This window comes from Pyxidicoccus sp. M15, from assembly GCF_056858435.1.
Genome location: NZ_CM166495.1, coordinates 12,856,113 through 12,867,887 on the forward strand (window position 1 = coordinate 12,856,113; position 11,775 = coordinate 12,867,887).

Annotated in this window: 10 protein-coding genes; 5 read left to right on the plus strand and 5 right to left on the minus strand. The window is 71.4% G+C overall.

Annotated elements, in window-relative coordinates; translation table 11 throughout:
• Position 1: 1 nt before the first annotated feature.
• Complete coding sequence (locus tag ACX9TP_RS48075) at positions 2-1,801, plus strand: DUF4215 domain-containing protein (RefSeq protein WP_482977469.1); 1,800 nt, start codon at positions 2-4, stop codon at positions 1,799-1,801.
• Positions 1,802-1,885: 84 nt separating this feature from the next.
• Here the strand turns inward: ACX9TP_RS48075 and ACX9TP_RS48080 are convergent, their stop codons facing one another.
• On the minus strand, positions 1,886-2,320 hold the full coding sequence (locus ACX9TP_RS48080; protein WP_482977470.1) for a helix-turn-helix domain-containing protein: 435 nt from the start codon (positions 2,318-2,320) through the stop codon (positions 1,886-1,888).
• Positions 2,321-2,383: 63 nt separating this feature from the next.
• Entirely contained in the window at positions 2,384-2,767 is a 384-nt protein-coding gene (locus tag ACX9TP_RS48085) for a helix-turn-helix domain-containing protein (protein ID WP_482977471.1), read from the minus strand.
• A 270-nt stretch (positions 2,768-3,037) separates the two neighbouring features.
• Here ACX9TP_RS48085 and ACX9TP_RS48090 point away from each other — a divergent pair, with 270 nt between their 5' ends.
• Positions 3,038-4,243: a serine/threonine-protein kinase gene (locus ACX9TP_RS48090; protein WP_482977472.1), complete on the plus strand. Its 1,206-nt coding sequence runs from the start codon at positions 3,038-3,040 to the stop codon at positions 4,241-4,243.
• A 126-nt stretch (positions 4,244-4,369) separates the two neighbouring features.
• Positions 4,370-5,755, plus strand: coding sequence for a serine/threonine protein kinase (locus tag ACX9TP_RS48095; protein ID WP_482977473.1), 1,386 nt, complete (start codon positions 4,370-4,372; stop codon positions 5,753-5,755).
• Positions 5,756-5,760: 5 nt separating this feature from the next.
• On the opposite strand, the gene ACX9TP_RS48100 is transcribed toward ACX9TP_RS48095, so the two are convergent.
• Complete coding sequence (locus tag ACX9TP_RS48100; protein WP_482977474.1) at positions 5,761-6,729, minus strand: TFIIB-type zinc ribbon-containing protein; 969 nt, start codon at positions 6,727-6,729, stop codon at positions 5,761-5,763.
• Entirely contained in the window at positions 6,726-7,679 is a 954-nt protein-coding gene (locus ACX9TP_RS48105; RefSeq protein ID WP_482977475.1) for a TFIIB-type zinc ribbon-containing protein, read from the minus strand. The genes ACX9TP_RS48100 and ACX9TP_RS48105 overlap by 4 nt, the downstream gene beginning before the upstream one ends.
• Before the next feature lie 310 nt (positions 7,680-7,989).
• Here ACX9TP_RS48105 and ACX9TP_RS48110 point away from each other — a divergent pair, with 310 nt between their 5' ends.
• Positions 7,990-8,310 (plus strand): hypothetical protein, encoded by a 321-nt coding sequence (locus tag ACX9TP_RS48110; protein WP_482977476.1) that lies wholly within the window; start codon positions 7,990-7,992, stop codon positions 8,308-8,310.
• 424 nt (positions 8,311-8,734) lie between these two features.
• Positions 8,735-9,418 (plus strand): hypothetical protein, encoded by a 684-nt coding sequence (locus ACX9TP_RS48115; RefSeq protein WP_482977477.1) that lies wholly within the window; start codon positions 8,735-8,737, stop codon positions 9,416-9,418.
• A 47-nt stretch (positions 9,419-9,465) separates the two neighbouring features.
• Here ACX9TP_RS48115 and ACX9TP_RS48120 read toward each other — a convergent pair whose 3' ends face one another.
• Positions 9,466-11,586 (minus strand): phosphatase PAP2 family protein, encoded by a 2,121-nt coding sequence (locus tag ACX9TP_RS48120; protein WP_482977478.1) that lies wholly within the window; start codon positions 11,584-11,586, stop codon positions 9,466-9,468.
• Between the last annotated feature and the right edge of the window lie 189 nt (positions 11,587-11,775).

Genomic DNA, 11,775 nt, shown 5'->3' on the forward strand with positions numbered 1-11,775 from the left:
TATGAAGACCCAGCCAGCGCGCCTCGCGGGTGTCCTGCTCGCCGCCCTCTTTCTCACCCTGACGGCGTGCGGTGACGACGACTCCCGCGAGCCCGACGGCGGGTCCCCCCCGGATGCATCCACGCGGGATGGCGGCACCGATGCGGGGACCCGACCCGACACCGATGCGGGCACGGACGCGGGCGACGACGCGGGGGCCGACGCCGGCCTGGACGCGGGGAGCGAGCCCGACACCGATGCAGGCACGGACGCGGGGAGCGAGCCCGACACCGATGCAGGCACGGACGCGGGGAGCGAGCCCGACACCGATGCAGGCACGGACGCGGGGACGGACGCGGGGACGGATGCGGGCACCGAGGCCGCATGTGGCAACGGCCGCGTCGAGGCGCCCGAGGCGTGCGACGACCGCAACACCGCCTCCAACGACGGCTGCAGCGCCACGTGCACCGTGGAGCCCGGCTACAACTGCCCGCAGTCCGGTGGTCGCTGCCACGCGGCGGCATGCGGCGACGGCATCATCGCCGGTGACGAGGAGTGCGAGGACGGCAACGCCGCCGCGAACGACGGCTGCAGCACGCAGTGCCGCCTGGAGGAGGGCTACAAGTGCCCCGACCTCGGCCAGACCTGCCAGGCCACCCTCTGCGGCGACGGCGTCATCGAGGGCACCGAGCAGTGCGATGACGGCCCCGTCAAGGTCCACGACATGGGCGACGGCTGCTCGCCCCAGTGCAAGAAGGAGCCGGAGTGCACCAACGGCGTCTGCAAGTCCGTGTGCGGCGACGGGGTGATGCTGCCCAACAGCACGGCCGAGGAGTGCGACGACGGCAACACCCGCGCCGACGACGGCTGCTCTCCGACGTGCCGCCTGGAGGAGGGCTTCGCCTGCACCGTCGTCACGGAGGCCCCGCCCGCGAAGCTCTCCATCCCCATCGTCTACCGCGACTTCCGCGGCCATGACCTGGCGGCGACGAGCAGCCTGCCGCGCGGCCACATCGACTTCGAGAACGGCAACGGCATCGAAACGGGCATCGTCACGACGACGCTCGGGGCCGACGGCAAGCCCGTGTACGCGAAAGAGGGCGTGAGCTCCCTCACCACCCACGGCAAGGAGAGCTTCGACCAGTGGTACCGGGACGTGGAGAACGTCAACAAGCCCCTCGTCGGGACACTGGAGCTGGACCGCCGTCAGAGCGACGGCGCATATCTGTACGACAACCCGGCCTTCTTCCCGCTGGACGGCCAGGGCTGGCAGGCCTCGGGCGACGAGCCCACCCGCGACAACGGCCACAACTTCAGCTTCACCAGCGAGGCCCGCTACTGGTTCGAGTACAAGGGCACCGAGGTGCTCACCTTCCGCGGCGACGACGACGTGTGGGTGTTCATCAACCGGAAGCTGGCGATGGACCTGGGCGGCGTGCACGGCGCGCTGGACGGCAGCATCACCGTGTCCCAGAGGGCCTCCGCGCTGGACCTCACCGTGGGCGGCATCTACGAAGTCGCCGTGTTCCAGGCCGAGCGGCGCACCAGCGGCTCCTCGTACAAGCTCACCCTCAACAACTTCGCCACGCGCCGCACCGTGTGCTCCGCCACCTGTGGCGACGGCATCGTGGACGCCACCAGGGGTGAGGAGTGCGACGACGGGGTGAATGACGGCGGCTACGGCCAGTGCGCCCGCGGCTGCGTGCGTGGCCCGCGCTGCGGCGACAACACGGTCCAGGCCGAGGGCGGCGAGGAGTGCGACGACGGCAACACCCAGAATCGCGACGGCTGCAGCTCGGTCTGCAAGCTCGAGATTGGCTGAGCGCCACGACGCCCGCCGGGCTCCCTCCCGCGGGAGTGGAGCCGGGGGGATGGGAGGCGGCGGCTCGCGAGCCGCCGGCGGCCCCTACCCCGTCGCCCTGCGCTTGCGGACGGGGCGCGCGGCGGCCGCGGCCCCGGGCCGGGGCATCACGGTGACGACGGCGTTCACCACCCGGGACACCGCGCGGAGCTGTGAGGGCTCCAAATCCCGCAGCTTGCGCGTCATGCGGCGCAGCTCCAGCGGGTCCTCCTGAGGGGACTTGCGGGGCGCCAGCGGCACCGGGGCGCCGGAGCGGCCCACGCCCAGCAGCGTGTCCGCGGAGACCTGCAGCACGTCACACAGGCGCCGGAGCGTCTGCGCGCGGGGGAGCATCTTCCCGCGCTCCATGCGGCTGTAGACCTCCATGGCCATGCCCATGCGCTCGGCCACGTCACCCTGGGTGAGGCCCAGGCGCGTGCGGGCCTCGCGAGCGGCCGCTCCCAGGAGGACCGCGAGCTTGTGGTCGACGGGCTCACGCATGGCGGACGAGCGTCGCACGGGCCCGGGGCCACGCAAGTTTCCCACCCGGCCTCGGGGCGGGGCCTACCTGCGCAGCAGGCCGAGCGCGCCGTGGACGACCTGGGACACGGCGCGCAGCTGCTCGGCGTCCAGGGCCCGCAGGGCGCGCACCACCCGGCGCAGGCGGGGCGGGTCCTCTCCCGGAGCGGTGGTGACGGGGGCCTCCTCCACGGGGGCGTCCACCCGCGCCTCGACCTCCAGGCCCAGGAGCGTGTCCGCGCCGATGCGCAGCACCTGGCACAGCCTGCGCAGCGTGGTGACGCTGGGCAGCACCTTGCCGCGCTCCATGCGGCTGTAGACCTCCATGGCGATGCCCACGCGCTCGGCCACGTCCGCCTGGGTCAGCCCGAGCCGCAACCGCGCGGCCCGCGCGGCGGCCCCCACGGTGATGGCCAGTTCCTCGTTCATCGTCCTCGCGCCTCTCCCTGATGGGAACCGTCACGTCCCATGTCCGGAACCCTACCGTCCAAGGCAGGAGACTACCCCAAGAGGCGGCCCGCGTGCTATGGACCCCAGAGGTTGAATCTCCATGCCACATACGATGCCATCCACCCCGACCTCCAGACGTATGCAGGACCTCCAACATCCTCCCGTTGATGCCCCGCGTGCGGGGAGAGGAACGCTTCCGGACCGACGCCGCCGGGGAGGCCCGCGCGCGGGGGCCGGGAGGCGCGCGCCATGAACTCCACCCAGGACGTGCACCCGCTGCTGTTGCGCGGCTCGGAGGAGATTGGCGCCTTCCGCATCATCCGGAGGCTGGCCACCGGCGGCTATGGCGCCATCTTCCTCGCCGAGTCGGAGACGCACCGGCCCGTGGCGCTGAAGTTCGCGCTGCAGGGGCCCTCCCTGGAAGACGAGGCCCACGTGGACGCGCGCACGATGAAGGAGGCCAACGTCCTCATGCGCCTGGAGCACCCCAACGTGGTGGAGCTGCTGGGCTACCGCCGCTGGCCGGACGCGCACGACGGCTACCTGATGCTCATCCTGAGCTACGTGGAGGGCCCCACGCTGTCCGAGTGGGCCCGGCGCTCGAGCCCCACGGCCCGGCGCGTGGCGGAGGTGTTCTCGCAGGTGGCGCTCGCACTGGACGCCATCCACCGCGAGGGCGTGCTCCACCGCGACATCAAGGGCAGCAACATCCTCATCCGCGTCTCGGACGGGCAGCCGGTGCTGGTGGACTTCGGCTCGGGAGACCACGCGTGCTCGGCCGCGATTACCGAGAGCAGCCTGCCGCCCGGCACGCCCAGCTACCGCAGCCCGGAGGCCCTGCGCTTCTGGACGGGGCCGCGGGTGTCGGGCTCGCGCTACCGCTTCGAGCCCACCGATGACCTCTACTCGCTGGGGCTGGTGCTCCATGAGGTGCTCACCGGAGGGTTCCCCTACCCGGCCCACCTGCCGCCCACCGCGCTGCTGGCCAGCATCGAGGCCTGGGAGCCGAGGGCGCCTTCGGTGCTCAACCCGCGCGTGCCCCCGGCGCTGGACCCCATCACCCTGCGACTGCTGCACAAGCGCGCCGACGGCCGCTACCTCACGGGCGCGGAGCTGTACGGTGCGCTGAGCGCGGCGCTGGAGACGGCGGATGCGTCGTGGGACGAGCCCCTCTTCCCGCCGCGCCCGCTCCAGGAGGCCGTCACCGAGGAGGCCGACGAGCTCTTCGATGGCGACGAGGACGCGCGCGAGCTGCGCCGCTGGATGCGCGCTCCGGAGCGGCCGGGTGCGGACTGGGACACGGACACGCTGCCGCCGTCCCGGCGACGCACGCCTCGCACGGAGCCGGGGGCCGTGGGGGCCGTGAGGCCCTCGCTGTGGCAGGTGTGGCTGCGCAAGCGGCTGGGCACCTTGCGGCGGGGACTGGCCGCGCTCCGCGCACGTGGACGGCACTGAGTACACTTCAAACCCTCCAGGTTCACTCCGCCTCATCCAACGTAGGAGGTTCCCTACGGGCCTGCATTCGTGTTACCTCCGGAGTCGAGCAGTCCCAACCCGACTTCACAGGTCCAGAGGCAGGAGATGACGACGCCCGACACGACGACGGAGGAGGTTCCCGGAGTTCCTCGCCGGCCACGGGTGCTGTTCACCGTGGGCGGCACCGCATTCGAGTTCGTCCGCAAGCTGGAGGTGCGCTCCACCGGAGAGCTGCTGATGCTCGCGCGGCGGCGCTACCGCGGAGGACTCGGAGGCCCGGTGGTGGTGAAGCGGCTGAGCAACCCGGCGAGCTTCGTGGAGCGCCGCCGCCTGGTGGAGGAGGTGGAGCTGACCTTCCGCCTCAACCACCCGGGCATCGCCAAGGTGCACCACCTCAAGCTGTACCGGGGCGCCCCGCATGTGGTCATGGAATACGTCGAGGGCCGCTCGCTCGACACGGTGCTGAACCTGGCCGCCATGCGGCGCAGCCCCATGTCCCCGGCCTTCACCGCGTACGTCATGGCCGAGGTCGCCGAGGCCCTGCACCACGCGCACGGCCTGACGGATGACCTCAACCGGCCGCTCCACATCGTCCACCGCGACGTGAGCCCCCGGAACATCCGGGTCGGCATCCACGGCGAGGTGAAGCTGACGAACTTCACCGCGGCCGCATCCTCCATGACGGGCCGCGAGGTGACCAGCCGCCCGCTGGTGAAGGGCGACATCACCTATGCCTCTCCAGAGGCCCTGAAGCGCACGGAGGTAGATGCGCGCTCGGACCTGTTCTCGCTGGGGCTGGTCCTGCTGGAGCTGCTCACCAGCCGGCACCCGCTGATGGTGGAGGACACCGTGCCCGTGCCCACGGAGACCAGGCCCCTGGAGGCCCAGGGCCCCACCTGGATGCCGGTGAACGAGGTGGCCGCGCGGATGGTGCTCCTGGACTCCGAGAAGGTGGCCCGGCTGACGACGAGCGTCCCCGAGGACCTGCGCGCCCTGGTCCTCCGCGCCCTGCGCCAGGAACCCGCCGAGCGCTTCCAGTCGGGCGCGGAGATGGCGGCCGCGCTGCGCACCTGGCTGCGCGCAAACGCACCGGGCTACGGGCGGCACGAGGCAGCGGAGGAGCTCGCCCGCGCCGCGGCGGAGGCCACGAGCCGGCGCAACCAGGCGGAGCTGCTCGAAGGCGGACTCCACCCGGAGGAGCTCACGGCCGAGGAGGCCGCCGTCTCGCTGGAGCCCGAGCCCCCGTCAGGCAGCGCCCCGGTGGAGCCCCGAGACCCGAGCGCGGCACAGCCGCCCATGGCAGCACAGACGCCGGAAGCCCTGTCGCCCCCGGCCCAGGCTGAAGCAGACGCACGGCCATCCGAAGTCGGACCGCTCAACGCCGTCCGGCCCCCGGCCACGCCGGACCAGCCCGCTGACGAGGCCCCGGGCGCTCCCCGGAGCCCGGACACCGACGAGCCCCAGGCCGACGCCGAGGACTCGGAGCCCTGAGCGGCTCACCGTCCCATCACCAGCAGCACCCCCAGCAAGAGGACGAGCACCGCTGCCACCACCGCCGCCACACGCCATCCGGAGATGGGGGCCTCGCCGAGGACGACTCCGGCGTCCTGCCCGTGCACCACCACGCGGTACGCCTTGCCCTTGTACCGGTACGCGAGCACGTACGCGGGCAGCGCGAGCCGCGTGGTGTGCAGGCTGGAGAGGGCCACGGCGACATGCACGTTCCGGAAGCGCCGCCCGGGAATGACGCCCTGCTGGAGCCGCTCGCGCGACAGCCGCTCCACCGCCTCCAGCACCGCGCGCCGCGCCCCCGAGCGCGTGGCCTCGAAGCGCTCCACGTGCGCCCCCTCCGGGCCACGTGGCGCGCCCTCCGCCGAGCCGCGCTGGTAGTGGGGTGCCAACGCCTCGCACTCCTTCACCTTCAGGCCCTTCGAGGCCGGCACGGGGATGTGCTCGAAGTCGAAGCGCGTGCGCCCCGCGTGCGGCGCCCAACTCGAGCGCCCCGCTCCCGCGTCCGAGTCCGCCGTCCAGCTCGCGTCCACGCCCGCCTGGAAGCTCCACGCCGGCCACCACAGCGGCTGCAGCGACTCCACCGCGGCTTCCTCGGCCAGCCCGGACGGGCGGAAGAAGCCCCCCTTCCCCAGGAAGCCCATCAGCGCGGCGCGCGCCGCCGCCGGGTCCACCGTGAAGGGCAGCCACACCTCCGCCTGCTCCACCGGGTCCGCCGTCGTCTCCACGCGCGTCACCGAGCCGCAGAAGTCGCACCTCGGCGCCTTCGCCTCGGCCGAGTACTCCATGGCCGCGCCGCAGTTCTCACAGCGCACCACCCGCGCCGTCTCGCGCTCCACCGCCCCGTGCACCGGCGGCGGTGTCGTCAGCCCGCAGATGGGGCAGCGCAAGTCTTCCGCCTCCAGCGCGCTCGCACAGCGCTGGCACGGCGCCACCCCAGGCACGGCCGTGCTCACCGTCCACCTCCCTGCGACAGCAGCCACCCCACCGCCACCAGCGCGAGCACCACCAGCACGGCGGCCGTCACCTTCCACACGGAGAGGGGCGCCTTGCCGTGCACCTCGCCCGTCTGGCCATTCACCAGCACCCGCAGCGGCGGCTCGCCTTCCGCGTAGCGCACGGCCAGCACCCAGACGGGCAGCAGGCACACGTCCAGCGCTTCCCACTCCAGGCGCGACTCGTGCTGCAGCTCGCGGTGCGAGTCCCCCGGCATGAACTGTCCCAGGCGTCCTCCCACCCGCTCCTCCGCCTCCTGGCGCGCCTGCGCGAGGCACTGCTCGCGGGTGAGGGAGGGCTCCTCGGCCACCCAGCCGGAGATGAGGGCCGGCGTGTACCGTGCCAGTCCGCGCAAGTCGAAGGGCTCCAGCGCCTCCAATTCGTCGTTGCGCAGGCCGGTGGACGCGGTGACGAGCACGTCCGCCACGTACCCCTTCAGCTCCCCGTTCAGCGAGCGCCACTCGGTGCGCGTCACCGTGCGGGTGCGCGTCACCGTCTTCCCGTTCTCCGTCGTCGTGTACGTCTCCTGCTCCTGGTAGTCCTCGCCGATGGACGCGCGGAAGCGCGAGTGGGCCAGCACGCTGTAGAGGTACGCGGGCACGTAGACGCCGCGCACCTCGCCGGGCGCGGCGGAGCGGATGCCGGAGCGGGTGAAGCGGCTGCGCGTCTTCAGCCACCGCGCCACGTGCTCCTTCGCGGCGACGTGGGTGAGCGCGAAGCCCAGCGCGAAGACGGGCTCCGGGACTCCCGCGGAGGGCGGGCGCTCCACCACGTTGGGCGCCGCGCAGTACGGGCACCGCATGGTGCGCAGCGAGGCCTCCACCACCAGCTGCGCTCCACACGACGGACAGCCCAGGTGGAGCCGGGGCCCTGTCACCGCGGACATCGTCTCCCTCGACTGCTCGGACATGCGCGCTCCCCCAGGCAGCTGGAGTCTCCGCCGGAGACCCCGCTCTCGGAGGACAGATATCACCTCGGGACGGAGCATGGCCGTCGCTTCGTCGACACAGGCCGGGTACCCACCCCGGGCCTCCCGCCGACGCAATCCCAGACACCCCGGGCACGGAAAGGCGCCCGTGCCATCCACGCCGCCGTGAGTGTCCACCGCGGAGCAATGCGCCTGCCCAGCTCCGTCCGCGCCGCTCGCCCGCCTGCCCTCCGGGCGTCACGGCGGGGCCACGTGTCCCATTGCCGCTTTCATTCCCAGTCACGACCGTAGGGTGACGGAGGTTTTCACCATGGGCGAGCGCGACAAGAAGCAGCCAGGCATCCAGCCCTCGGAGGACTACTACGGGCGTGAGACGGGTCCCCGGCGGGACGCGCAGGAGCAGGAGGGCCAGAAGCGGATCGGGACGCCGGCTCCCGACGAAGGGCGTGAGCAGGAGAAACACGCGCACGCCATCGACCCGACCGAGCGCACGCCGGGTGCCATCCTCGACGAGATACCCGACGGTGACGGCCCGCGCAGCGACGCCGGCACCAACCCGCTGCCCGATGTCTACTGGTCCGCATACCCGGACCGGAAACCCGAAGAAGACTGAGTCCTCACACGGCGGGCGCTCCACGCGCGGCGAAAGCCCGGGAGCGCCCGCCTGCCTTACGTCTCACGGCCTCTCCCACCCACGCTCCTCCGCTGTTGATCCGCCCCCAGTACCGCGCGGCTTCACGTGGAGACCTCCCGAGTCCTCCGCCTCCCCCTGAACCCCGAGCCCCGAGCTCCCGGGTACGACGCCCGGTTTCCCTCTGGGAGCCCGCCCCGCGCGCCCACCGCGCCCCGCGCGCGCTCCCGGGAGCCGCGCCCCTGCTCGAAGCAGCCGGGCGCTGCCCGCCTCGCGAAGTCACGTCTCCCAACCGCGACCTACGCGGCCCGTCACCCCCCTGATTTCAAGCACTCACGCTGTCTCATGAATGTCAGACCCCTTCTGTACTGTGAACCCAATCGACAGCACCCAGGGGGAGCAATCCATGGCGGAAATCCGTGAGCTGCCGCGCGTGTCTGTAAACAAGCTGGGTGAGTACCTCACCGCGACGCCCGCGCGCCGAAAGCGCATCATCTACGACCAGAAGCACCCGCCGGAGCAGCAGTACCTCCGCTATCCGGAGGCGTCGCACGCGATTACCGACTTCCTCTGTCGCGGGCTCGACTTGTCCATCCTCCGGGACCACCAGCGCCGCTTCGCGTGCAGCGTGCCGCAGACGGAGTTCGAGGCCCAGCGCCTGCACCTGTGCTCGGAGGCGCTCGAGCGCTTCGCGGACCTGGTGCCGTGGCTGGACCTGAACGAGACCATCATCAGCGCGGTGGGCGCCGAGCCGCCCGTGCTGGAGATGGCGGGCGTCACCATCAGCGTGCGGCCGGAGGTGGTGCTCCAGCGCATGGACAAACACGGCAACGCGCGCGTGGGGCTGATGAAGCTCTACTTCGCCAAGCACACCCCGCTCGACGAGCGCTCGGGCCAGTACATCGGCACCATGCTCCAGCGCTTTGCGGAGCAGCACCTGTGCCAGCTCGGCCCGTGTGACCACCGGCTCATCCAGGTGGTGGACGTGTTCGCCGGCACCATCTTCACCGCGCCCCGTGCCCACATCCGCCGGCTGAGCGACGTGGTGCTCGCTTGCGAGGAAATCGCCGAGCGCTGGTCCGTGCACTGACGGCCGCACCGGCCTGGAGCACCTGAGGCTCCAGGCCGGCGGCGACGCTACGGCTGGACGTTGAAGCGGAGGGTGAGCGGCACGCCACCCAGGCCGCCCGCGTTCGTCTCACTGAATGGCGTGGCGGAGAGCACGTGGGTGCCCGTCGTCGGCACCTGGCCGGTGGTGAAGAGGTCATACGTCGACGTGTTGTCGGTGGAGCTCACGGAGTCGTAGGTGAACTTCACGCTGCCCACCGTGGGCTGGAACGTGGTCGCCCGGATGTTGATGCGGGTGAGCCCCAGCTCCGCCATCCGGATGACCTGGCCGTTGCGAATGGGATTGGCCTCGGGCACGGGCTGGCCGGTGTCCGCGTTGTAGAGGACGAAGTGGCTCACCACGCTGACGTGGTTGGGCAGCGCCGGTGTGGTGGCCGTCACGATGAGCGTGTTGCCGCCCAGCGTGCGCACCTGGAGCCCCTGGAAGCCGTCCTCGGGGTACAGGCGCGACCAGTCTTGGAGCGCCCGCAGTGCGAACAGCTCGCCCAGGCGCACCGCGTGGTCATGGTCGCTGCGGTAGTGCACGCCCCCGAAGAGGCGCGCCACGCCGACGTTGGAGGCCAGCTTGTCCAGCTCGTTGAACATCGTCAGCGTGCCGCTGTACGGCACCAGCCCCGTGCCCGAGGAGTTGGGCACCTGCGGGTTGATGACGGGGAAGTCCGCGTAGAACGCCTTCAGCACTGTGATGCCCGCGCCCATGTACGTGGAGTGCCCGGACGCATAGGCCGGGTGCACCGGGCTGCCCTCGGGGAAGGTCTGGTTGAGCAGGTACGTGCCCGCCGTGCCCAGCCCGCGCTCCGCGTTGCGGGCCGCGTTGCGCGCGAGCACCAGCGGCATCACCCCCGAGTTGAGCAGCGCCGCCGGCACCGGGTAGACGCGCGTGTTCGTCAGCGTGTTGTGGACGCGGCCACCGTACTCCTCGGGGCGCAGGCGCCGGTGCACCTGCCACTTCTGGAACCACTGCGCGCGCAGCGCCGTGCTCGTCACCAGCGCGGCGAAGGACTGCGTGTCGCCGTTGCCGAAGGTGACGAAGGGCTCCTGCTTCGCGTAGTTGCGGTAGGGGTTGTTGGTGTCCACCGCCCGCGGCGAGGACTTGGGGTCCGAGTCGTACGTCCCGTTCGCGTTGAAGTCCCCCTGGCGCGCCATGAGGAACGCGGCGTTGAGGCTGGCCTGCAGCGGGTAGTCGAAGTGCACCCACTCGGCCAAATCACGCCCGTTGCGCAGGTAGCGCTTCGTGTTGTCCATGTCCTCCAGCGTGTCCACCGGGTCCGCGGGCGCCGCGCCGTTCTGGATGTCGAGCCACTCGCCATACGCGGTGACGCGGTCATCCCCCGCGAAGCGCGTGTAGATGCGCTGGTCGATGGTCTGGTGCGCGGTGGGCTCCACCACGCCCGCGTCCGTGCCCCCGTCCGGGTCGGGCGGCGGCGGCGGGTTCTGGTCCAGCTCGGTGGCCAGGGGGCCGCCGCCGTAGGGAATCACCTTGTAGAGGAACTGGGAGATGAACGGGCCCTGCTCCGCGCCGCTGAGCTCCGCGCGGAAGATGTTGCTCGTGGAGACCAGGCCACTGTTGTTCTTGGCGCCCCGGTACTCGTCCAGGGCGTTGAGCGCGTTGACGGCGCTGGTGATGGTGGAGTTGCCGGTGTACTGGTCGAAGCGCACGTCGCGCACCAGGGACATCCAGTAGAGCTCCTCCATCTCCCCGGCCGCCTCGTCGCTGTCGAAGTCCGGAGCCGGGCGCATGGTGAGCGACTGCGGGTCCGCGCCCTCCAGCACGTAGGCGAAGCCGGCCTGCGGGTTGACCAGCCTGCGCACCCCGCCGAGCACCACCGCCTCCAGCGCCGTGGGGCTGCCGGAGATGAGCGCGTTCAGCAGCGCGTCGTACTGGGTGGTGTTGGGCTCGCCAAAGGAGTCGTGCGGCAGGCCCTTGGAGTACGTGGCCCAGCGGCCGAAGTCGGCCCTGTCATTGTTGTTGGCATGCGTGGGGACCGGCCGGCCGCGCTGGTACGCGGAGGCGGCGTCACGCACCGCCTTTGCGTTGTCCGGGCGCGCGGCGTCGTTGACGACCTGCGCGGAGGCGCCTGTCGCGAGGAGGAGTAACAACCACGGTGTGGAACGAAGCAGTGCTGTCATCGGTGTCTCCGGGGGGGAGGGTGAGACACCTGGACACAGTCAGGATGTGGGGGCGGGAAGGCGGACCAGGCGAGACCTTCGCTCACACGAAAGTCTGATGGTTCAGACGTCTGGCGAACTCCTTCTTGCCCTTTTGTTGCAGTCAACAATCCAGTTTCAAATACATGATATTGCCTCGCCAGGGATTGC

Coding starts and splice junctions, on each gene's coding strand:
- ACX9TP_RS48120 (WP_482977478.1), bottom strand. CDS start 11,586: ATGACAGCACTGCTTCGTTCCACACCGTGGTTGTTACTCCTCCTCGCG.
- ACX9TP_RS48115 (WP_482977477.1), top strand. CDS start 8,735: ATGGCGGAAATCCGTGAGCTGCCGCGCGTGTCTGTAAACAAGCTGGGT.
- ACX9TP_RS48105 (WP_482977475.1), bottom strand. CDS start 7,679: ATGTCCGAGCAGTCGAGGGAGACGATGTCCGCGGTGACAGGGCCCCGG.
- ACX9TP_RS48080 (WP_482977470.1), bottom strand. CDS start 2,320: ATGCGTGAGCCCGTCGACCACAAGCTCGCGGTCCTCCTGGGAGCGGCC.
- ACX9TP_RS48075 (WP_482977469.1), top strand. CDS start 2: ATGAAGACCCAGCCAGCGCGCCTCGCGGGTGTCCTGCTCGCCGCCCTC.
- ACX9TP_RS48085 (WP_482977471.1), bottom strand. CDS start 2,767: ATGAACGAGGAACTGGCCATCACCGTGGGGGCCGCCGCGCGGGCCGCG.
- ACX9TP_RS48095 (WP_482977473.1), top strand. CDS start 4,370: ATGACGACGCCCGACACGACGACGGAGGAGGTTCCCGGAGTTCCTCGC.
- ACX9TP_RS48090 (WP_482977472.1), top strand. CDS start 3,038: ATGAACTCCACCCAGGACGTGCACCCGCTGCTGTTGCGCGGCTCGGAG.